The sequence below is a fragment of the Curtobacterium sp. SP.BCo genome (genome assembly GCF_051903265.1).
GTDB lineage: Bacteria > Actinomycetota > Actinomycetes > Actinomycetales > Microbacteriaceae > Curtobacterium.
In genome coordinates this window covers 2,206,372-2,227,187 of record NZ_CP194337.1, presented here as the reverse complement: position 1 = coordinate 2,227,187, position 20,816 = coordinate 2,206,372, and the positions used below count along the sequence as shown (strand labels likewise).

The following is a 20,816-nucleotide window of genomic DNA, read 5'->3' as shown; positions in this document are numbered from 1 at the left end:
ATGGCACGCACGGAAGCAGTCGGCCTGCCCGACAGTGAACGCATCGAGGACGTCGACGTCTCCGAGGAGATGCAGGGCTCCTTCCTCGAGTACGCGTACTCCGTCATCTACTCACGGGCGCTCCCCGACGCACGCGACGGCCTGAAGCCCGTCCAGCGGCGCATCCTCTACCAGATGTCGGAGATGGGGCTCCGGCCCGACCGCGGGCACGTGAAGAGCGCGCGAGTCACCGGCGAGGTGATGGGCAAGCTGCACCCGCACGGCGACGGCGCGATCTACGACGCCCTGGTCCGGATGGCGCAGCCGTTCACGATGCGCGTGCCGCTGGTCGACGGGCACGGCAACTTCGGCTCGCTCGACGACGGTCCGGCCGCCGCCCGGTACACCGAAGCCCGACTGGCCGAACCGTCCATGGCGATGACCGAGGGCCTCGGCGAGGACGTCGTCGACTTCGTCCCGAACTACGACAACCAGATCATGCAGCCGGGGGTGCTGCCGGCGGCCTTCCCGAACCTGCTCGTCAACGGTGCGTCGGGCATCGCGGTGGGCATGGCGACGAACATGGCGCCGCACAACCTCGGCGAGGTGGTCGAGGCGGCGAAGCACCTGCTGATGCACCCGCAGGCCTCGCTCGAGGAACTCATGGAGTTCGTGCCCGGTCCGGACCTGCCCTCCGGCGGCACCATCGTCGGGCTCTCCGGTGTGCGGGACGCGTACGCCAGCGGCCGCGGTTCGTTCCGGACGCGGGCGAAGGTCTCGGTGGAGAACCTCACCCCGCGCAAGGCCGGCCTCGTCGTCACCGAGCTGCCGTACCTCGTCGGGCCGGAGCGGGTGATCGAGAAGATCAAGGACGGCGTCCAGGCGAAGAAGCTCGTCGGCATCTCGGACGTCAACGACCTCACCGACCGCAACCACGGACTCCGACTCGTCATCGGCATCAAGTCCGGCTTCAACCCGACGGCGGTGCTCGAACAGCTCTACAAGCACACCCCGCTCGAGGACGGCTTCGGCATCAACAACGTCGCCCTCGTCGGCGGTTCGCCCCGCACGCTCGGACTCCGGGAACTGCTCGACGTCTACGTCCAGCACCGGCTGTCGGTCGTCACCCGGCGGTCGCAGTACCGGCTGGCGCGCAGGAAGGAACGGCTGCACCTCGTCGAGGGGCTGCTCGTCGCGATCCTCGACATCGACGAGGTCATCGAGGTCATCCGCTCGTCGGACGACTCCGAGGCCGCGCGCTCCCGCCTGCAGACGGTGTTCGACCTGTCCGAGGTGCAGGCCGAGTACATCCTCGAGCTGCGCCTGCGCCGACTGACGAAGTTCTCCCGCCTCGAACTCGAGGGCGAGCGCGACCAGCTGCTCACCGAGATCGCCGCGCTCGAGGAGCTCCTGGCGTCCGACGAACGGCTCCGTGCCCAGGTCGCCCTCGAGCTGACCGAGGTGTCGGACAGGTTCGCCACCCCGCGCCGGACGCTCCTGACCGAGGCAGACGCCCCGGTGAAGGGTGGGAAGAAGGCCGCCGTCGACCCGGAGTCGCTCCAGATCGCGGACGCCCCGTGCCGGGTGCTCCTCTCCACCACCGGGCGACTCGTCCGCGTCGACATCCCCTCGTCGGACCTCGGCATCGTCCGCGTGCCGAAGCGGTCCAAGCACGACGCACTCCGGTCCTCGGTGCTGTCGACCGTCCGCGGGCAGGTGGGCGCGCTCACCTCGACCGGACGTGTGCTGCGGTTCTCCCCCGTCGACGTCCCCGCCGTGCCGCCGGCATCGGTCCGGCTCGACGCCGGCGTCCGCGTCGCGGAGTACCTCGGGATCGCCCGCACCGAGGTCGTCGTCGCCCTGATCGACCTGTCGCCGGGTGCTCCCGACTCCCTGGCCATCGGCACGGCGCAGGGCATCGTCAAGCGGGTCACCGCCGGCGCGTGGCCGGACAAGGACGAGGTCGTGGCCATCGGCCTCAAGCCCGGTGACACCGTGGTCGGAGCAGCGCAGGCACCGGAGTCGGACGACCTGGTGTTCATCACCTCGAACGCGCAGCTGCTGCGGTTCCCGGCCGCCGGCGTGCGACCCCAGGGGCTGCCCGCGGGCGGTGTCGCCGGCGTCGCACTCGCCTCCGGCGCCTCGGTGATCTGGTTCGGCTCGGTCGCACGCTCCGACGACGCCGTGGTCGCCACGGTGTCGACGTCGTCGGCTGCACTCCCCGGCACGGATGCCGGACGCGCGAAGGTGTCCGCGTTCTCCGAGTTCCCGGCGAAGGGTCGGGCCACCCAGGGTGTCCGCGCGCACGCGTTCCTGAAGGGCGAGGACGGCCTGACCGTGGCGTGGGCAGGCATCGCGCCGCCGCACGCGGTCGGGACGGACGGCGCTGCCCGGACCCTGCCGGACTGGCTGTCGAAGCGCGACGGCTCGGGAGCGCCGCTCGACGCGGTGATCGGCACGATCGGCGGGAGCGCCGCGGCGCTCGACGGGACCGCGGGCGACGCGTAGGCGCGGGCCGGCGCGGCCGGCGCGGCCGGCGCGGCCGGCGCGGCCGGCGCGGCCGGCGCGGCCGGCGCGGCCGGGCGGCCGGGCGGCCGGGCCGGGCCAGGCCGGGCCGCGAGTCTCGCGCTGAGCGACCGTTCTCGCGCCCGCGAGCACGAGGAACGTCGCCCACCGCGAGACTCGCCGCAGCGGCGCCGAGTCTCGGCCCCGGACCACGCACGGACGGGAGGCGCGGGTCGGACCCGTCCCGCGCCTCCAGTCCGCGGCTGCGTCGGCGGCCGGCGGCGCGGCCTGTGCGGATCGTGCGCCGCGGCGCGGCGGGGCGCGGCGGGGCGGGGCGGGGCCGAGCCGAAGCTCGGCCACGCGGACAGAACCCGCGCTGTCGGGGCGCGAAACTGTCCGCCGAGCCGAGCCTCGGCCCGCGCAGGCGCCCGCCTGCCGCCTCCGCGTCCGTCGCGGCCGCGCCGGCGGCACGGCCGCGAGTCTCGCGCTGAGCGACCGTTCTCGCGCCCGCGAGCACGAGGAGCGTCGCCCACCGCGAGACTCGCCGCAGCAGCGCCGAGTCTCGGCCGGACGGGAGGCGCTTGTCGAGCCCGCCCCGCGCCTCCCGTTCCGCAGGTGCGTCGGCGGCCGGCGGCGCGGCGCGGCGGAAGCTCGGCCACGCGGACAGAATCCGCGCCGTCGCGGCGCGAATCTGTCCGCCCAGCCGAGCCTCGGCTGCGCCAACGCCCGCCCGCCCGCCTACGCGTCGATGCGGTCGCGGTCGAGGCCCTCGCCAGCCAGGATGAACTCCTTGCGCGGTGCCACGTCGTTGCCCATCAGGAGCTCGAAGACCTTCGCAGCGCCCTCGGCATCGGTGATGTTCACCCGCCGCAGCGTCCGGTGGGTGCGGTCCATCGTGGTCTCCGCCAGCTGGTCGGCGTCCATCTCGCCGAGCCCCTTGTACCGCTGGATCGGCTCCTGGTACTTCTTGCCCTGCTTCTCGAGCTTCTTCAGGACCGCCTGCAGCTCCTGCTCGGAGTACGTGTACAGCGTGTCGTTCGCCTTGCCGCGGTTCACCACGACCACCCGGTGCAACGGCGGGACGGCCGCGAACACCCGTCCCTGCTCGATCATCGGCCGCATGTACCGGAAGAACAGGGTCAGCAGGAGCGTTCGGATGTGGGCGCCGTCGACGTCGGCGTCGGACATGATGATGACCTTGCCGTAGCGGGCTTGGTCGATCTCGAACGTGCGGCCGGAACCGGCGCCGATCACCTGGATGATCGAGGCGCACTCGGCGTTCGAGAGCATGTCCGAGACGGATGCCTTCTGCACGTTGAGGATCTTGCCGCGGATCGGCAGGAGCGCCTGGTACTCGCTGTTGCGCGCGAGCTTGGCTGTGCCGAGCGCGGAGTCGCCCTCGACGATGAAGAGCTCGGTGCCCTCGGTGTCCTGCGAGCGGCAGTCGGCCAGCTTCGTCGGCAGCGAGGAGTTCTCGAGCGCGTTCTTCCGGCGCTGGGTCTCCTTGTGCGCCCGCGCCGAGATCCGGGTCTTCATCTCCGCGACGACCTTCTCGAGCAGCGTCGCCGCCTGGGCCTTCTCGGTGCGCTGCGTCGACGTGAGGATCTCGGTGAGGCGCTTCGACACCACCTGGTCGACGATCTTCCGGACCGCCGGCGTACCCAGGACCTCCTTCGTCTGCCCCTCGAACTGCGGCTCGGGCAGCCGGACGGTGAGCACGGCGGTCATGCCGGCGAGCACGTCGTCCTTCTCGAGCTTGTCCTGCCCGACCTTGAGCTTGCGGGCGTTGGCCTCGACCTGGGCGCGGACCGCCTTGACGACGCCGGACTCGAAGCCGGCCTGGTGCGTCCCGCCCTTCGGCGTCGCGATGATGTTGACGAAGCTGCGGAACACCGTCTCGTAGCCGCTACCCCAGCGGAGCGCCAGGTCGACCTCGCACTCGCGCGACACCGACGTGGAGACCATGTGCCCCTTGTCGTCGAGCATCGGCACGGTCTCGGTGAAGGTGCCGGTGCCTTGGATGCGCCAGACGTCGGTGACGGCGGAGTCGAGTGCGAGGTGCTCGACGAACTCAGCGATGCCGCCTTCGTACCGGAACCGCTCGACCACCGGTCCGGCAGCGACCGCGGTGCCGGTCGCTTCGGCGCGTGCAGCGGCTGCCTCGATCGACGCGGATCGACGGTCGGTGATCGTGATGCCGAGGCCGGGGACCAGGAACGCGGTCTGGCGCGCGCGGCTCACGAGGTCGCTCGTGCTGAACTTCGCGTCGGCGGTGAAGATCTGTCGATCCGCCCAGTAGCGGATCCGGGAACCGGTGACGCCCTTCTTCACCTTCCCGACCACGCGCAGCTCGCTGCCCGAGGTGAAGGGCGAGAACGGCGCATCGGGACCGTCGCCCGCGAACGTGCCGGGCTCCCCGCGGTGGAACGACATCGCGTAGGTCTTGCCACCGCGGTCGACCTCGACGTCGAGACGCTCCGACAGTGCGTTCACCACGGACGCGCCGACCCCGTGCAGGCCACCGGACGCCGCGTACGAGCCGGACCCGAACTTGCCGCCGGCGTGCAGCTTCGTGAACACGACCTCGACCCCGGTCAGCCCGGTCTTCGGCTCCACGTCGACGGGGATGCCACGTGCGGTGTCGCGGACCTCGACCGAGCCGTCCTCGTGCAGCACGACGCCGATCTCGTCGCCGTGCCCCGCCAGGGCCTCGTCGACGGAGTTGTCGATGATCTCCCACAGGCAGTGCATGAGACCACGGGAGTCGGTCGACCCGATGTACATGCCCGGACGCTTGCGGACCGCCTCGAGCCCTTCGAGGACGGAGAGATGGCGTGCGGAGTAGTCGGAGCTCACCTTCCGATGCTAGCGAGGCGCACCGACACCACCGCGCGGACACTCGGACTGGGGACAGCCGATCCGCGCTGAGCGAAATGGGCCCCCCGCAATGCGTCACTCTCAGGCATCACGTGTTGAAATAGGTGGACCAACCCGCACCACCTGCGATCCGTGAGGAGCACAGCAATGACCCAGACCGTGCAGGACCTCTCCATCGACGAAACCAGCAGCCACCAGCTCACCGCTGCTGACCGTTGCGACAGCTGTGGCGCGCAGGCGTACATCCGGGCCACCATGGCCAGCGGTGAGCTGTTCTTCTGCGCCCACCACGGCGCCGAGTTCAAGGACAAGCTCGCGGCCACCGCCATCGAGTGGCACGACGAGAGCAGCCGACTCTACGAGTCGAAGTAGCGACCAACAGCAGACGGGAGGCGCGGTGCCAGCTGGCACCGCGCCTCCCGTCTTGTCGTCGGTTGCGTGCTCGGGCGTCGCCTCAGGCGATGCGCTTGAACGCCTTGTCGACGTAGCGGTCGACCGTCGCGCGCGCTTCGCGGGCGTAGCGGTCGATGGTCCCTGTCCGCTCCGGGTCCGGCGCGTACTCGCGACCCAGACGTGCGGCGGCCGCGGCGAGGACACCGTCGGTCAGCTGCGGGTTGAGCGGCAGCAGCGGCCCCTGGGTGTGCGTGCCGAACGAGTTCCCGGCGATCGCGCCCTCGACCGGGGCGCCGGCCTGGTTGCCGCCGCCGGAGACGACGTCGGCGAACGGCTGGACGCCGGCGCCGAGTTCGATCGTCGTCGCGTGGTCCTCGAAGCCGGCCAGCCGCGTGGGGGCCCCGGTCAGGAGCGGGTAGCGCGTCTCGAGCACGAAGTAGTTCACCCGGCGCTCGGCACCGCGGACGGCACGCGCGTCGAACACCCCGAAGCCGGGGACGACCGCACCGTCGGTCGGTACGACCTCGTTCGTCGCGAGGTCGAACCCACCACCGACGGCGACCACCGGGACCCCGGCGGCCGCGAACTCGCGGAGCGGTGCCCCGATCCGGGCGATGTCGTCGCCGAGGGAGCGCATGGCGCTGAGCGGGCCGTTGCCGATCACGACGACGTCGGCAGCGGCGGGAAGCGCGTCGCCCGGGGCGTACTCGAGCACCTCGGTGTCGATGTCCGCCGCAGCGGCACGACGCACCAGGGCCGCGACGTTGCCCCGGTCGCCCGAGACGCCCATCTGACGGGGGTAGACGTGCAGGATGGTCAGCCGGTCGGCCGTCATGCGGTCTTCTCCATGTCCGGGTGGCCGAGGGCCTTCCGCGCGATCATCATGATCTCGTAGTTGACGATGAAGTTCTTCGTGCCACGGGTCGTGGCGCCGAGCTGCTCCATCTGCTTGATCGCTGCCTCGACGTCGGGCTCGACCGTGCCGATGCGGACACCGGCGTGCTCGAGCGCGATGGCGATCTGCCACGCCTTGTCGCCGGAGACGACGTCGACGTGGTCGAGCTTCGAGAAGTCGATGTCGTAGATCCAGGAGATGTCCGGCGTGCCCTCGTCGATCGCCATGAGCACCTGTTCGGGGTGGTCCGGCAGGGCGTCGAGGTTGAGCTGGAGGCTCGCGGCGTTCTTGAACATCGTGAACTCGGCGGACTCCCCCGCGATGGGCAGTCGCTCACCGCGGCCGTACGCCGGCTTCATCGTGCCGAAGGCCTTCGTCACGGCGTCCGCACGGAACTGGGCACCGAGGGCGGCACTCGCGGTCGCGGTGGCCGCCGCGGCGTCGACCGCGTAGTGCAGGCCGCGCGCCGGGAGTCGGACCGGGATCTCGGCGCCGTCGAAGCGGACCGTCGCGCCGTCACCGGTGTGGGAGACGACCTCGGCGTCGGCCGTGGTCTGCGCCCGCGTGCCGCCGTCGAACGAGTCGGCGTTCTGCAGACCGTTCGGGGCGGCGGCGATGACCTCGTCGGACGCGCCGAAGCGGAGCACGCGCTGCCCGTCCACGGCGCTGTACGCGTCGAGGAACTGGTCGTCGTGGTTCGTGATGACGTTCGCCGTCGACAGGGCTGCCGTGTCGAGCATCATCGTCGCGACGCGCTCGGTCTCGAAGAAGCGGTACAGCTGGTCGACCTGCACGTTGAGCATGGTCACCGTGGACGGCGACAGGATGCCCGCGAGCTCGACCGCGAAGGCCTCGTCGACCTCGAGGATGCCGATGTCCGCCTTGAGCTTGCCGGTCAGCGACACCTCGGACAGCAGCGCGGACGCGATGCCCTGCGGCAGGTTCGCTCCGGACGGGTTCGTGAAGACCCGGAGTCCGTGGGCCCGCACGATGTCCGAGATCATGTGCGTCGTCGTGGACTTGCCGTTCGAGCCGAGCACGAAGACCACGCCGTTCGGGAACTGCTTCGTCACGTGCTGGAGGAAGTCCGGCACGAGCTTGAGCACGATGTACCCGGGGTAGGCGGACCCCCCGCCCCGCGCTCTGGCGAGGGCGCGGAGGATCCGCCCGATCAGGATCGGGATGAAGAACCGCATCGGCCTACTCGAGGTAGTCGCGCAGCGACTGCGACCGGGACGGGTGGCGGAGCTTCGCCATCGTCTTCGACTCGATCTGGCGGATGCGCTCACGCGTCACGCCGAACGTGTCACCGATCTGGTCGAGGGTCTTCGGCTGGCCGTCGCCGAGGCCGAAGCGCATGCGGATCACGCCCGCCTCGCGCTCGGACAGGGAGTCGAGCAGGCTCTCGAGCTGCTTCTGCAGCATCGTGAACCCGACGGCGTCGGCCGGCACCACGGCTTCGGTGTCCTCGATCAGGTCACCGAACTCCGAGTCGCCGTCCTCACCCAGCGGGGTGTGCAGCGAGATCGGCTCGCGACCGTACTTCTGCACCTCGACGACCTTCTCCGGGGTCATGTCGAGCTCGCGGGCGAGCTCTTCCGGAGTGGGTTCGCGACCGAGGTCCTGCAGCATCTGGCGCTGCACGCGGGCGAGCTTGTTGATGACCTCGACCATGTGGACCGGGATGCGGATGGTGCGCGCCTGGTCGGCCATTGCGCGGGTGATCGCCTGGCGGATCCACCACGTGGCGTACGTGGAGAACTTGAAGCCCTTGGTGTAGTCGAACTTCTCGACCGCACGGATCAGGCCCAGGTTGCCCTCCTGGATGAGGTCCAGGAACTGCATGCCGCGGCCGGTGTACCGCTTCGCGAGCGAGACGACCAGACGGAGGTTCGCGCCGAGCAGGTGCGACTTCGCGCGCTGACCGTCACGGGCGACCCAGCGGAGCTCGCGCTCCTCGGGCTTCGACAGGCCGGTCGTGTGCTGCAGCTTGTCCTCGGCGAACAGGCCGGCCTCGATGCGCATCGCGAGCTCGACCTCCTGCTCGGCGTTGAGGAGCGCGACCTTGCCGATCTGCTTCAGGTAGTCCTTGACCGGGTCGGCGGTTGCGCCCGTGATGGTGGTCGAGTACACCGGCGCTTCGTCGTCGTCCGACTGGGAGATGACGAGGGCACCTGCGGCGACCGCGGCGGCGGCGTCCGGCTTGGTGTCCTTGTCGTCGGCCTCGGTGTCCTCGGCAGCGTCCGCGTCGGCCTCGGCGACGGGGGTCTCCTCGTCGAGGTCCTCGTCGTCGGCCTTCTTCTTCGCCTTCGGGGCGGCCTTCTTCGGGGAGGCCTTCTTGGCGGTGGTCTTGGTGGCGCGCTTCTTCGGCGCAGCCGTCCCCTCGGCCTCCGCAGCGTCCTCCGCCGCGGTGCCCTCGGGCTCGGTGTCCTTCGTGGGATCGATCGTCGTGCTCCGGGCAGCCATGCGATCACCTCTCTCGTCGTGCCACGTTCGTGGGGTCGTGGCCTCCCTCGCCGCCCAGGGCCCGCGCCGTGGTCTCACACGTCGTCAAGTCCACCGTTCCGGGCAGCACTAGGACCCATGTCAAGTCCCCCGGTTTCTGCGGCGCACTGGAGTGCTCCGAGACACAGGAGGCCCGAACGGGTCCGCGTTCATTATTGCACGCTCCGCTTCCGCAGGCGTGCAACCAGTGCAACCCAGAGCGGCCCCACCCGTATTCCGTCCTGCGCGTGGAGCTCCCGTCGCGTCCGGCGCCGGGCGTGCAGCAGCATGACGACGCCGATCCCGACCACGACGTACTGCACCGTGAGGGCCAGCCGGAAGTTGGTCCAGGCGAAGACCGTCTCCCCCGACGCTCGCGACGCGAGGTCCAGGATCGTGCCGATCAGGAACATCATCACGAATGCGGCGAGGAAGCCGCCGACGTTCACCACGCCGTTCGCCGAGCCGAGCGAACCGACCGGGTTGAAGGAACGGGCGAAGTCGAACCCGATGAGCGATCCCGGTCCACCGATGCCCATCACCACGACGAGCACGACGAGCAACCAGGTCGGCGGGTGGTCCGGCCAGAGCAGGATCGCGGTCCACACCACGGCGAGGGCGACGACGATGCCGAGCACCAGGTTCGACCGGCGGAGGGGGAACCGGGCGCACAGCACCCCGAGGACGGGGCCCACCACGAAGCCGGTGACGACGATCACGGTGAGGAAGCCGGCAGCCTCGGACGGCGAGTACCCGAGCCCGCGCAGCATCGGCACACCCCACAGCAGTGAGAACACGGTGCCCGAGGACTGCGTCACGTAGTGGGACCAGAACCCGAGCTGGGTCCCCGGACGGCGGAGCGCGTGCCCGAAGGTGTGGAAGGCACCGCGCCAGGAGTGCGGGAGCGGCAGCGGGATCGTGTCGGTGCGGACGTGCACCGGACCGTTCCGCACGAAGACGAACGCCAGCACCAGGCCGACCGCACTGGCCGCCGCGGCGACGCCGAACGCCGGTGACCAACCCGCCGTGTGCAGCAGGACGGCGAACGGGAAGGCCGAGAGGATCTGCCCGACCTGACCGAGGTTGCCCGTCCACTGCGAGATCTGCGGCAGGATCCGCCCGCTGAACCACATCGGCACGAGCCGGATCACCGAGATGAAGGTCATCGCGTCCCCGGCGCCGACGAGCACGCGGCCCGCGATCGCCGGACCGATCGTCGGCGACACCGCCACGACCGCCTGGCCGACCACGAGCAGAGCGGCGCCGAGCAGCACGAGTCGCCGCGGCCCGACCCGGTCGAGCGCGATCCCGACCGGGATCTGCAGCCCGGCGTACACCGCGATCTGCACCACCGCGAGCGTCGAGAGCACGGCGGCCGACACCGCGAAGCGGTCCTGTGCGTCGACCCCCGACACACCCAAGGAGGACCGCTGCACCACGGCGAGGACGTAGGCGAGCACCGCGACGCCCCACACGACGAAGGCGCGACGGGAGTTCACCGAACCAGGCTACCCGGGACGGCCCCGCCGCCAGGACGGGCTGTGGAGGACGCGGGCGGCGTGTGGGAGGCGAGCCGCGCCTCCCGGCTCAGTCGGAGGAGGCGTCGCCGTCCGACCGCCGATCGGCGAGGAATCGCTCGAGCTCGGCCGCGATCGCGTCAGCGGTCGGGACCTGACCGTCGACACCCGTCAGCGGGGATGCGATGGGGTTGCCCTCCATGTAGGTGTCGTGCCGGTCCTCGAGCACCGAGACCAGCCGCTGCAGTTCCTCGTTGCCGGCGACCTGCTCGTCGACGCGCGTCCGGAACTCCCGTCCCTCCTCGCGCAGCTCGTCCGACGGGAAGATGAGGCCGGTCGCCGCGGAGATGCCGGACAGGGCAGCGACCGCCGCGTCCGGGAACTCCGTGTCGGAGAGGTAGTGCGGCACGAGCAGGACCAGCCCGGTGACCTGGGCGCCGAGCTCGCTCAACCGGTGCTCGACGAGGTGCAGCACGTTCGCGGGCGCCTGCGTCTCGGGCTTCCAGACGCTCATCTGCTCGACGAGGTCGGCACGGGTGCCGGACACCGTGAGGCTGATCGGGCGGGTGTGCGGGACGGGCATCGGGATCGACTGCACCCACGTGGTGTCCGCGACCTGGAGCTCGGCGGCGAGGCCCGTGACGGCGCGCACGAACCGGTTCCACTGGAAGTCGGGCTCGTAGCCGGAGAGGAAGAGGAACGGCTGGCCGATCTCGTCCCGGACCAGGTGCAGCGCGAGTCGGGGCGGCTCGACGGCGGCGATGTGGTCGTGCTCGAAGGTGATCACCGGCCGGCGCGCCCGCCAGTCGAGCAGCACGTCGGGGTCGAACTCCGCGACGAGCTCGGTCTCGAGGTCCTCGAGCACGGCACTGGTCACCTGGGCGACGGCCGACCCGGCGTCGGCGAAACCGGTGAGTCCGGCGACCAGGTGCAGCCCCGCGGGGACGGTCGGTGCGTCCTCGGCGAAGGTGTAGAGCTCCTCGGGGTGGTTCACCGTCCCCATGCTAGGCGGGGCGCTCCGGTCCCCCGTGCGCGGCGACCACGCCGACAGCGAACACCTGCTGGATAGGGTTGTCCCATGGTCCGACCGACGCTCTCCACCACGACTTCCAGCCCCGCCGCCGTCACCGCCGACGTCCTCGTCGTCGGGGTCCGACCAGGGACCGACGGTGGCCCCGCGACCCTCGAGCCGAGCGCGGTCGGCGCCGTCGAGGCGCTGGCCGACCTCGACCTCGCGTCGTTCGGCGTCACGGGTGCGAAGGACCAGCTCGTCCGCCTGCCCGGTACCGGCGTCGCGGCGACCGGGATCGCCCTCGTCGGGCTCGGCACCGCGACCGGGCCGGCCGCGGTCCGCTCGGCCGCCGGCAGCGCCGTGCGTCAGCTGCCCACCGTGTCGACGATCGCGCTCGCGCTGCCGACCGACTCCGCCGAGCTCGTCGACGCCGCGCTCGAGGGCGCGGCGCTCGGCGCGTACTCCTTTACCCGCCACAAGGGCACCGGCACGACCGGGCCGTCGCGCGGCGACCAGGACATCGCGGTCGTGGCGTCCGCAGACGTCGCCGCGGACGCCGCCGTCCGTCCGGCGATCGTCGCCGACGCCGCGACGCTCGTGCGCGACCTCGTCAACACCGCCGCGGGCGACCTCGGCCCGGCCGACGTCGCGGACGTGGCCCGCGCACAGGCCGAGGGGCTGCCGCTGACCGTGGAGGTGCTCGACGAGACCGCGCTCGAGGAGCAGGGCTTCGGCGGGATCCTCGGCGTCGGCCGTGGCTCGGAGCGCCCGCCGCGCCTGGTCGTCGTCCGGTACGAGCCGGCCGGGGCGTCGAAGCACCTCGCGCTCGTCGGCAAGGGCATCACGTTCGACTCGGGCGGCCTCTCGCTGAAGCCCGCCGGGTCGATGCTCGGCATGAAGACCGACATGACCGGCGCCGCCACCGTGCTCGCCGCGACCGTCGCCGCCGCGCGACTCGGTCTCGACGTCCGCGTGAGCGCGTGGCTGTGCCTCGCCGAGAACATGCCGTCCGGTTCCGCAACCCGGCCCGGCGACGTCCTCACCCTGAAGAACGGCAAGACCGTCGAGGTGACGAACACGGACGCCGAGGGCCGCCTCGTCCTCGGCGACGGCATGGCGGCCGCCTCCCTCGAGCAGCCCGACGCCATCGTCGACGTCGCCACGCTGACCGGCGCCCAGGTCGTCGCGCTCGGCGACCGCACCACCGGACTGATGGGCAGCGACGACCTCGTCGCCCGCGTCCGCGCCGTCGCCGAGTCGGTCGCCGAGCCGATCTGGCCGATGCCGCTGCCCGAGGAGCTCGACGCCCGGCTCGCCAGCGAGGTCGCCGACATGGTGAACGCCACCGTCGGCAACCCGGCCGGCGGCATGCTGCTGGCGGGCAAGTTCCTCGAGCGCTTCGTCGGCGAGGGCATCGAGTGGGCACACCTCGACATCGCCGGCCCGTCCGAGAACAAGGGCGGCGGGTACGGATGGCTCGGGAAGGGCGCGACGGGCGTGATGGTCCGCACGCTCATCTCCCTCGCAGAAGAGCTCCAGGCCAAGTAGTAGGTTTGACTCCGGCGGGGCTGTGCGCTCGGCGTGCCCCCGCCGGAACCAACGGGACGGGACCGGAACCATGCGGTCCGACCGTCGGACGCCGCCGCCGCGGTGTCCAGTGGGGTCCGACCGGCCCCGACACGCACGAGGGAGTTGCACCAGGTGACGGAACAGACTTACGACGTCGTGGTCCTCGGTGGCGGTAGTGGTGGGTACGCTGCTGCGCTCCGGGCCGCCGAGCTCGGGATGAGCGTCGCGCTCATCGAAGGAGACAAGCTCGGGGGGACGTGCCTGCACCGCGGCTGCATCCCGACGAAGGCGCTGCTGCACGCGGCCGAGGTCGCCGACGCGACGCGCGACGCCGAGAAGTACGGCGTCGTCGCCGAGTTCGCCGGTGTCGAGGTCCCGAAGGTCATCGAGTACCAGCAGGGCGTCATCAACTCGAAGTACAAGGGCCTCCAGGGGCTCATCAAGGCGCGCGGCATCACCGTCGTCGAGGGCTGGGGCAAGCTCACCTCGCCGAACACGGTGCAGGTCGGCGACCAGACCGTCACGGGCAAGAACGTCGTGCTCGCGACCGGGTCGTACTCGAAGTCGCTGCCCGGTCTCGAGATCGGTGGTCGTGTGATCACCTCGGAGACCGCGCTGCGCATGGACTACGTGCCGAACAAGGTCGTCATCCTCGGTGGTGGCGTCATCGGCGTCGAGTTCGCGAGCGTCTGGAAGTCCTTCGGTGCCGAGGTGACGATCGTCGAGGCGCTCCCCCACCTGGTCCCCGCCGAGGACGAGTCCATGTCGAAGCAGCTCGAGCGCGCGTTCCGCAAGCGCGGCATCGAGTTCTCGCTCGGTGTGCGCTTCCAGGGCGTCGAGCAGCACGAGAACGGCGTCGTCGTGACGCTCGAGGACGGCAAGACCTTCGACGGCGACGTCCTGCTCGTCGCGGTCGGCCGTGGCCCGGTCACGCAGAACGTCGGCTACGACGAGGTCGGCGTGACGATGGACCGCGGGTTCGTCACGACGAACGAGCGCCTCGCCACGAACGTGCCCGGCGTCTACGCCGTGGGCGACATCGTCCCCGGCCTGCAGCTCGCGCACCGCGGCTTCCAGCAGGGCATCTTCGTCGCCGAGGAGATCGCCGGCCTGAACCCGGTGGTCATCGAGGACAAGAACATCCCGAAGATCACGTACTCCGACCCCGAGGTCGCGTCCGTCGGGCTCTCCCAGGCCAAGGCCGAGGAGCAGTACGGCGCCGACAAGGTCGACTCCTACGAGTACAACCTGGCCGGCAACGGCAAGAGCCACATCATCGGCACCTCGGGATCGGTCAAGGTCGTCCGCGTCGTCGACGGCCCCGTCGTCGGCGTCAGCATGATCGGCGCCCGCGTCGGCGAGCTCATCGGTGAGGCACAGCTCGCCGTGAACTGGGAGGCCTACCCGGAGGACGTCGCACCGCTCGTCCACGCGCACCCGACGCAGAACGAGGCGCTCGGCGAGGCGTTCCTGCACCTCGCGGGCAAGCCGCTGCACGCACTGTGAACACCATGACCACCACCACGAACCACCCCTGCGAAGAGGAGTCCACCCGATGAGCGAATCCGTCAACCTCCCGGCGCTCGGCGAGAGCGTCACCGAGGGCACGGTGACCCGATGGCTGAAGAACGTCGGTGACCGGGTCGAGGTCGACGAGCCGCTGCTCGAGGTCTCGACCGACAAGGTCGACACCGAGATCCCGTCGCCGATCGCCGGCGTCGTGGAGGAGATCCTCGTGCCGGAGGACGAGACCGTCGAGGTCGGGACCGCCCTGGTGAAGATCGGCGACGGCTCCGGTTCGTCCGACGGGTCGTCCGACGGCGGCGCTGCCGAGTCCTCCGAGTCCTCGAACGAAGCCGCCGCGGACGCCGAGGAGCCCGAGGCTGCGCCGAGCACCGAGCAGGAGTCCGAGACCCCCGCTCCGGAGCCCACCGAGCCCGAGCCGGCCCCCGCAGGTGAGACCCAGCCCGCCGCACCGCAGGCTCCGTCCGCACCGCCCGCCGCAGCCCCGGTCCCGCAGGCAGCTCCGGTGCCGCCGCCCGCCGCCGCCCCGCCGGCCGCGGTCCCCGCCGCCGTCCCGGCCCCGGCCGCTGCTCCGGCAGCGTCGGCGCCGACGGCCACGGCCGCGGTGCCGAACCCGACGCAGGACGCGTCGGCCTCCGGCTACGTCACGCCGCTCGTCCGCAAGCTCGCGAACGAGCAGGGCGTCGACCTGTCCACCGTCACCGGTTCCGGTGTCGGCGGACGCATCCGCAAGGAGGACGTGCTCGCCGCCGCCGCGAAGGCCCCGGCCGCCGCGGCCCCCGCTGGTGCCGCCGCTCCGGCCGGTCCGTTCGTCGCCGAGGTCTCGCCGCTCCGGGGCACCCGCGAGAAGATGACCCGCCTCCGCAAGGTCGTCGCCGAGCGTGCCGTGCAGTCGATGACGTCGACCGCGCAGCTCACCAGTGTCGTCGAGGTCGACGTGACGAAGGTCGCGCAGTTCCGGGACGCACACAAGGCCGAGTTCCTCGAGAAGACCGGCTCGAAGCTGTCCTTCATGCCGTTCTTCGCCCTGGCGGCGTCGGAGGCGCTCAAGGCGCACCCGAAGATCAACTCGACCGTCGACGGCGAGGAGATCGTCTACCCGGAGACCGAGAACGTCTCCATCGCGGTGGACACCGAGCGCGGCCTGCTCACCCCGGTGATCAAGGACGCGGCGTCGCTGGACCTCGCGCAGTTCTCGCAGTCCATCGCGGATCTCGCCGAGCGCACGCGCAACAACCAGCTGAAGCCGGACGAGCTCGCGGGGGGCACGTTCACGCTGACCAACACCGGTTCGCGTGGCGCGCTCTTCGACACCCCCGTGGTGTTCCTCCCGCAGTCGGCGATCCTCGGTACCGGCATCGTCACGAAGCGCCCGGCGGTCGTGAAGGTCGACGGTCAGGAGGCGATCGCGATCCGTTCGTTCGTCTACCTCGCGCTGTCGTACGACCACCGGATCATCGACGGTGCGGACGCGTCGCGCTACCTCGTCGCGGTGAAGAACCGCCTCGAGGAGGGCAACTTCGGCCCGAACCTCGGGTACTGAACGACCTGAGCACCTGAACGGAACGGCCCCGATCCCAGCGGATCGGGGCCGTTCCCGTTGGGAGGACCGAAACACCCGCAGCGCCCGGCGCCAGAGCCCGCCGTACGCGGCGCCGTGCCCGTCGTACGCCACCGCGGCCCGTCGTGCGCGGAGATCTCGCCGGGCACCCGTGTCACCCGAGCGCGAAGACCGCCGCGGCGACCACCCCGGCCGCGACGACGACCCCGACCAGTGCCCGGCGGAGCGGGAGTCGCCGCGCACCCCCGAGCGGTACCCCGCGGTCGACCAGGTCCCGGACCGCCAGGAGCACGGCCGACCCCGTCGGCGCCGCCGGTTCGGGGTCTCCGAGCAGGAAGTCCCGCGGCGGTGGCGCCCACCGCACGGGCCGCGGCGCCGCCGCTGCGCGGACGCAGGACAGCAACGCGCGGACCGCGTCCACGTCGCCGACGAGGGCTTCGGCGATCCCGGCGTCGACGAGCGCCCTCGACGGTTCGCGCGCGTCGGTCCGTTCCCAGACCACCCGTGCGGCGAGGAGCAGGATGCGGGCACCGGTCTCGTCCGACCGACGCACCCCGTCCGTTCCCGGTGGGCGGTCGCAGAGCACGACCGCGCCGGCGTCGTCGACGAGGACGTCGTCGAGGCCGGCTGAACCGATGCAGATCGCGCCGCACCGTTCGGCGACCGCGAGCTCCAGCAACGGGACCGTGAGGGTCACCGCGACACCGACGGAGGGTGTCCCGAGGACGTCGAGCGCCGACGACAGGGGTGTCCCCGCAGGCCGGAGCACGTCGACGGCGAGACGCCCGTCGGCCAGCCGTCCGACCGCGACGACGGGCGCGAGGTGCCGCTCGTGACCGGCAGCGGCGCGGTCCGCCGCCCAAGCGAGGAGCGCTGCCTCGTCCTCATCCGCGCACCACCGGACGTGATCGGCGACCGTCTGCATCCGTACAGCCTGTCGGCGGGGGCGCCCGCGCCTCCCGGCCCGCCGCCCGTCTGTGGAGAAGTCCTGTTCGCCCACAGCCGGATCATCGGAGGTCCGGACACGTCGGCGCAGGCCGTATCCTGGGTGCATGGCACGCAGCAGTTCTCAAGGTACGACGGCGAAGGAGCCGGGTCGTCTCAAGCAGATGTACCAGGTCTTCACGATGACCCGTCGGGCGGACCCGAGCTCGGTCTGGTGGTTCGCCCTGGCGTTCGTGGGCCCGGTGGTGCTCGGCGTCCTGTTGGCGCTGCTGCTGCCCGGGCAGAACTGGCTCGCGATCATCCTGTGGATCGTCGCCGGTGTCCTGCTGGGTGTGCTGCTCTTCCTGATCGTGCTCGGTCGTCTGGCCGAGCGTGCCGCCTACTCGCAGATCGAGGGCCAGCCCGGCGCCGTCGGTGCCGTGCTGTCGAACTCCCTCCGTCGCCAGTGGCGTTCGAGCGAGATGCCCGTCGCGGTGCACGGACGGTCGCAGGCCGCGGTCTACCGCGCCGTCGGCACGCCCGGTGTCGTGCTCATCACCGAGGGGCAGCGGGGCAACCTGACGCGCCAGGTCGACGAGGAGCGCCGCAAGGTGCAGCGCATCGTGCCGAACGTCCCGGTGCACGTCGTGCACGTGGCATCCGGCAAGGACGGCGACGGTGCTGATGCGGTGACGCTGCACAAGCTCCCCCGTGCCATGAACAAGTTCAAGAAGTCGCTGAACCGCAACGAGGTCCTGGCCGTCGCGAACCGGCTCGACTCGCTGACGCAGAGCCCGGCCTCGGCCATCCCGAAGGGCATGGACCCGATGCGGGCTCGCGCCGGTCGTCCGCGCTGACGCTCCGCACCTCGAACGACGAGACGCCCCCGACCGTGCCAGGTCGGGGGCGTCTTCGTGTTCGCGCAGGACGGCGCAGACGTCCGGGGCTGCGTGGCACGCGCGGGTGCGGCACGCGCGTCTGGCGCAGCGTGCGAGGTTCCGCGCGCAGTGCGAGGGTCGGAGGCTCGCACCAGGCGCGGAACCTCGCACCGTGCAGCATCGAGCCTCGCACCGTGCGACCGCGACCACAGCGCCCGAGCACAGCGCAGCGCCGACCGCAGCGCCGCGCCGCGCCGCGCTGCGCGCCGCACCGCGCCGTGCGCCGCCCGCGCGCCGCCCCGAGCGCCCGTCAGCGCCGCACGAGCACCGTGCCGGCGATCCGGTCGTGCGCACCTCGGCTGTCGCGGTCGATGATGAGCGCCGGCACGATGAGGCACAGCAGGACCGTCCGCACGACCGGGCGCCACACCCCGACGTAGCCGCCGCGCATCGGGACGACACGGAGGCCGACGCAGATGTGCCCGAACGACCCGGACAGCAGGCAGATGAACAGGATCTGCAGCGCGGCGAAGATCGCGATCTGGATCCACGAGTGCGCGATGTCGCCGGAGCCGTTCACCGGGGACCAGACGCCGGTGACGTACGCCACCAGGTCGGCCAGCGCGCCGTCGATGAGCAGTGCGACGATCCGTCTGCCGATGCGCCCCACGCTCCGCGGGCCCTCCTCGGGGAGGCCGAGGTCCTTGCCGGGCCAGCCGTCCGGGTGGGCGGACGACGCGGGTGACGGAGTGGTGCTGCGGGCCATGGTCCCAGCGTAGGCGAGACCTGGTGGTGGGCCTGCGCCGGTTCCGACCGGCCCGACGTAACACGGACGAAACAATCCAGTCATGTCCGGGAAACCCGGTGTCAATAGCCTCGTCGGAGGGTGCACCTGCGGCACCTCCACATCACCCAAACCCCCTGGAGATCGACACACATGTTCAGCGATTCCTCCGAGGTCCTGGCCTTCATCAAGGACACGGACGTCAAGTTCCTCGACATCCGCTTCACCGACCTGCCCGGCGTGCAGCAGCACTTCAACATCCCGGCATCCACGGTCGACGAGGACTTCTTCTCGGTCGGTCAGCTCTTCGACGGCTCCTCGATCCGCGGCTTCGCGTCGATCCACGAGTCGGACATGCAGCTCATCCCTGACGTGACCACCGCGTACATCGACCAGTTCCGCGCCGAGCGCACGCTGATCATGATCTTCGACATCTACAACCCGCGGAACGGCGAGATCTACGGCCGTGACCCGCGCCAGGTCGCCAAGAAGGCGGAGAAGTACCTCGCGTCGACGGGCATCGCGGACACCGCGTTCTTCGCCCCCGAGGCCGAGTTCTACATCTTCGACGACGTCCGCTACTCGGTGACCCAGAACAAGTCGTTCTACTCGGTCGACTCGGAAGAGGGCGCGTGGAACACCGGCCGCGAGGAAGAGGGCGGCAACCTCGCCAACAAGACCCCCTACAAGGGCGGCTACTTCCCGGTCTCCCCCGTCGACAAGACGGCGGACCTCCGCGACGACATCACCCTCAAGCTGATCGAGGCGGGCTTCGAGCTCGAGCGCTCGCACCACGAGGTGGGCACCGGCGGCCAGCAGGAGATCAACTACAAGTTCGACACGATGGTCCACGCCGCGGACGACATCCTGAAGTTCAAGTACATCGTCAAGAACACGGCCGACCAGTGGGGCAAGGTCGCCACGTTCATGCCGAAGCCGCTCTTCGGTGACAACGGCTCGGGCATGCACACCCACCAGTCGCTCTGGAGCGACGGCAAGCCGCTGTTCTACGACGAGAACGGCTACGGCGGTCTGTCGGACGTCGCCCGCTGGTACATCGGCGGCATCCTCAAGCACGCCCCGGCGCTGCTCGCCTTCACGAACCCGTCGATCAACTCCTACCACCGTCTGGTGAAGGGCTTCGAGGCGCCGGTCAACCTGGTCTACTCGGCCGGCAACCGTTCCGCCGCGATCCGCATCCCGATCACGGGCACCAACCCGAAGGCCAAGCGCATCGAGTTCCGCGCGCCGGACGCCTCGGGCAACCCGTACCTCGCCTTCGCCGCGCAGCTCATGGCGGGCCTCGACGGCATCCAGAACCGCATCGAGCCGCACGAGCCGGTCGACAAGGACCTCTACGAGCTCCCCCCGGAGGAGGCCAAGGGCATCCCCCAGGTCCCGGGCTCGCTCGACGAGGCCCTCGACGCGCTCGAGGCCGACCACGAGTTCCTCGTCAAGGGCAACGTCTTCACCGAGGACCTCATCCAGACCTGGATCGACTACAAGCGTGAGAACGAGATCCTCCCCCTCGCGCAGCGCCCGCACCCGTTCGAGTACGAGCTCTACTTCGGCGTCTGATCCTCGCTGACCGCTCGGAAGGGCCCCGCACCACACCGGTGCGGGGCCCTTCCGCGTGCGGCGGTCCGGCAGGAGGGTGCCAGGGCGACCGCCTGGAGGCGCGGTGCCGGTCCGTCGGACGGGCGTCGCGCCTCCAGGCCGTCGCGTCCAGAGCCGCGCGTTCCTTCCCAGAGCAGGTGCGATGGCAAGAGAGAACGGGCGTACCTGGTCGGAACGTCCGACCAGGTACGCCCGTTCTGCCCAGGAACGACCGGAAGCGCCCGACCCGCGGCGCACGGCGCAGCGCGCACGAGAGCGGGGCCCGTGCCGCCCCGGCACGGACCCCGCTTCGCGTCC

General features: G+C 71.0%; 15 protein-coding genes. 7 read left to right on the top strand and 8 right to left on the bottom strand.

The window, feature by feature from the left end; genetic code table 11:
• Positions 1-2,487, top strand: coding sequence for a DNA gyrase/topoisomerase IV subunit A (locus ACRQ4B_RS10630; RefSeq protein ID WP_439691417.1), 2,487 nt, complete (start codon positions 1-3; stop codon positions 2,485-2,487).
• A gap of 735 nt (positions 2,488-3,222) precedes the next feature.
• Here ACRQ4B_RS10630 and ACRQ4B_RS10625 read toward each other — a convergent pair.
• Positions 3,223-5,340: a DNA gyrase/topoisomerase IV subunit B gene (locus ACRQ4B_RS10625; protein WP_439691416.1), complete on the bottom strand. Its 2,118-nt coding sequence runs from the start codon at positions 5,338-5,340 to the stop codon at positions 3,223-3,225.
• A 168-nt stretch (positions 5,341-5,508) separates the two neighbouring features.
• On the opposite strand from ACRQ4B_RS10625, the gene ACRQ4B_RS10620 reads away from it, so the two are divergent.
• A complete protein-coding gene (locus ACRQ4B_RS10620; RefSeq protein WP_439691415.1) occupies positions 5,509-5,733 on the top strand; it encodes a DUF7455 domain-containing protein in 225 nt (74 codons plus the stop codon).
• 82 nt (positions 5,734-5,815) lie between these two features.
• Here the strand turns inward: ACRQ4B_RS10620 and ACRQ4B_RS10615 are convergent, their stop codons facing one another.
• The 5 genes from ACRQ4B_RS10615 to ACRQ4B_RS10595 form a co-directional block, all read right to left on the bottom strand.
• Positions 5,816-6,589, bottom strand: coding sequence for a type 1 glutamine amidotransferase (locus tag ACRQ4B_RS10615; protein ID WP_439691414.1), 774 nt, complete (start codon positions 6,587-6,589; stop codon positions 5,816-5,818).
• Positions 6,586-7,845, bottom strand: a complete 1,260-nt coding sequence (locus ACRQ4B_RS10610) for a MurT ligase domain-containing protein (protein WP_439691413.1) — start codon at positions 7,843-7,845, stop codon at positions 6,586-6,588. Before ACRQ4B_RS10610 ends, ACRQ4B_RS10615 begins: the two co-directional genes overlap by 4 nt.
• A 4-nt stretch (positions 7,846-7,849) precedes the next feature.
• The gene (locus tag ACRQ4B_RS10605; RefSeq protein ID WP_439691412.1) at positions 7,850-9,115 is read right to left on the bottom strand and encodes an RNA polymerase sigma factor; all 1,266 of its coding nucleotides are present in this window, start codon (positions 9,113-9,115) and stop codon (positions 7,850-7,852) included.
• Between the two features lie 191 nt (positions 9,116-9,306).
• Positions 9,307-10,632 carry an MFS transporter gene (locus ACRQ4B_RS10600; RefSeq protein WP_439691411.1) on the bottom strand — a complete coding sequence of 442 codons (1,326 nt, stop codon included), beginning with the start codon at positions 10,630-10,632 and terminating at the stop codon, positions 9,307-9,309.
• An 88-nt stretch (positions 10,633-10,720) separates the two neighbouring features.
• On the bottom strand, positions 10,721-11,653 hold the full coding sequence (locus ACRQ4B_RS10595) for a proteasome assembly chaperone family protein (RefSeq protein ID WP_439691410.1): 933 nt from the start codon (positions 11,651-11,653) through the stop codon (positions 10,721-10,723).
• 75 nt (positions 11,654-11,728) lie between these two features.
• Here ACRQ4B_RS10595 and ACRQ4B_RS10590 point away from each other — a divergent pair, with 75 nt between their 5' ends.
• From ACRQ4B_RS10590 to sucB, 3 genes are all read left to right on the top strand, one after another.
• Entirely contained in the window at positions 11,729-13,210 is a 1,482-nt protein-coding gene (locus ACRQ4B_RS10590) for a leucyl aminopeptidase (RefSeq protein ID WP_439691409.1), read from the top strand.
• A 153-nt stretch (positions 13,211-13,363) separates the two neighbouring features.
• The gene (lpdA, locus tag ACRQ4B_RS10585; protein ID WP_439691408.1) at positions 13,364-14,737 is read left to right on the top strand and encodes a dihydrolipoyl dehydrogenase; all 1,374 of its coding nucleotides are present in this window, start codon (positions 13,364-13,366) and stop codon (positions 14,735-14,737) included.
• A gap of 49 nt (positions 14,738-14,786) precedes the next feature.
• Positions 14,787-16,298: a 2-oxoglutarate dehydrogenase, E2 component, dihydrolipoamide succinyltransferase gene (gene sucB, locus ACRQ4B_RS10580; protein ID WP_439691407.1), complete on the top strand. Its 1,512-nt coding sequence runs from the start codon at positions 14,787-14,789 to the stop codon at positions 16,296-16,298.
• A 172-nt stretch (positions 16,299-16,470) separates the two neighbouring features.
• Here the strand turns inward: sucB and ACRQ4B_RS10575 are convergent, their stop codons facing one another.
• A complete protein-coding gene (locus ACRQ4B_RS10575) occupies positions 16,471-17,241 on the bottom strand; it encodes a hypothetical protein (RefSeq protein ID WP_439691406.1) in 771 nt (256 codons plus the stop codon).
• 127 nt (positions 17,242-17,368) lie between these two features.
• Here ACRQ4B_RS10575 and ACRQ4B_RS10570 point away from each other — a divergent pair, with 127 nt between their 5' ends.
• Positions 17,369-18,097 (top strand): DUF4191 family protein, encoded by a 729-nt coding sequence (locus ACRQ4B_RS10570; RefSeq protein WP_439691405.1) that lies wholly within the window; start codon positions 17,369-17,371, stop codon positions 18,095-18,097.
• 331 nt (positions 18,098-18,428) lie between these two features.
• On the opposite strand, the gene ACRQ4B_RS10565 is transcribed toward ACRQ4B_RS10570, so the two are convergent.
• Positions 18,429-18,884: an RDD family protein gene (locus ACRQ4B_RS10565; protein WP_439691404.1), complete on the bottom strand. Its 456-nt coding sequence runs from the start codon at positions 18,882-18,884 to the stop codon at positions 18,429-18,431.
• Positions 18,885-19,055: 171 nt separating this feature from the next.
• On the opposite strand from ACRQ4B_RS10565, the gene glnA reads away from it, so the two are divergent.
• A complete protein-coding gene (gene glnA / locus ACRQ4B_RS10560) occupies positions 19,056-20,480 on the top strand; it encodes a type I glutamate--ammonia ligase (RefSeq protein ID WP_022907114.1) in 1,425 nt (474 codons plus the stop codon).
• The last annotated feature ends 336 nt before the right edge of the window (positions 20,481-20,816 follow it).

Bases quoted from the DNA above. Each gene is read 5' to 3' on its own strand.
- ACRQ4B_RS10630 (WP_439691417.1), top strand. From the start codon at position 1: ATGGCACGCACGGAAGCAGTCGGCCTGCCCGACAGTGAACGCATCGAG.
- ACRQ4B_RS10620 (WP_439691415.1), top strand. From the start codon at position 5,509: ATGACCCAGACCGTGCAGGACCTCTCCATCGACGAAACCAGCAGCCAC.
- ACRQ4B_RS10615 (WP_439691414.1), bottom strand. From the start codon at position 6,589: ATGACGGCCGACCGGCTGACCATCCTGCACGTCTACCCCCGTCAGATG.
- ACRQ4B_RS10610 (WP_439691413.1), bottom strand. From the start codon at position 7,845: ATGCGGTTCTTCATCCCGATCCTGATCGGGCGGATCCTCCGCGCCCTC.
- ACRQ4B_RS10605 (WP_439691412.1), bottom strand. From the start codon at position 9,115: ATGGCTGCCCGGAGCACGACGATCGATCCCACGAAGGACACCGAGCCC.
- ACRQ4B_RS10595 (WP_439691410.1), bottom strand. From the start codon at position 11,653: ATGGGGACGGTGAACCACCCCGAGGAGCTCTACACCTTCGCCGAGGAC.
- ACRQ4B_RS10590 (WP_439691409.1), top strand. From the start codon at position 11,729: ATGGTCCGACCGACGCTCTCCACCACGACTTCCAGCCCCGCCGCCGTC.
- sucB (WP_439691407.1), top strand. From the start codon at position 14,787: ATGAGCGAATCCGTCAACCTCCCGGCGCTCGGCGAGAGCGTCACCGAG.
- ACRQ4B_RS10575 (WP_439691406.1), bottom strand. From the start codon at position 17,241: ATGCAGACGGTCGCCGATCACGTCCGGTGGTGCGCGGATGAGGACGAG.
- ACRQ4B_RS10570 (WP_439691405.1), top strand. From the start codon at position 17,369: ATGGCACGCAGCAGTTCTCAAGGTACGACGGCGAAGGAGCCGGGTCGT.
- ACRQ4B_RS10565 (WP_439691404.1), bottom strand. From the start codon at position 18,884: ATGGCCCGCAGCACCACTCCGTCACCCGCGTCGTCCGCCCACCCGGAC.
- glnA (WP_022907114.1), top strand. From the start codon at position 19,056: ATGTTCAGCGATTCCTCCGAGGTCCTGGCCTTCATCAAGGACACGGAC.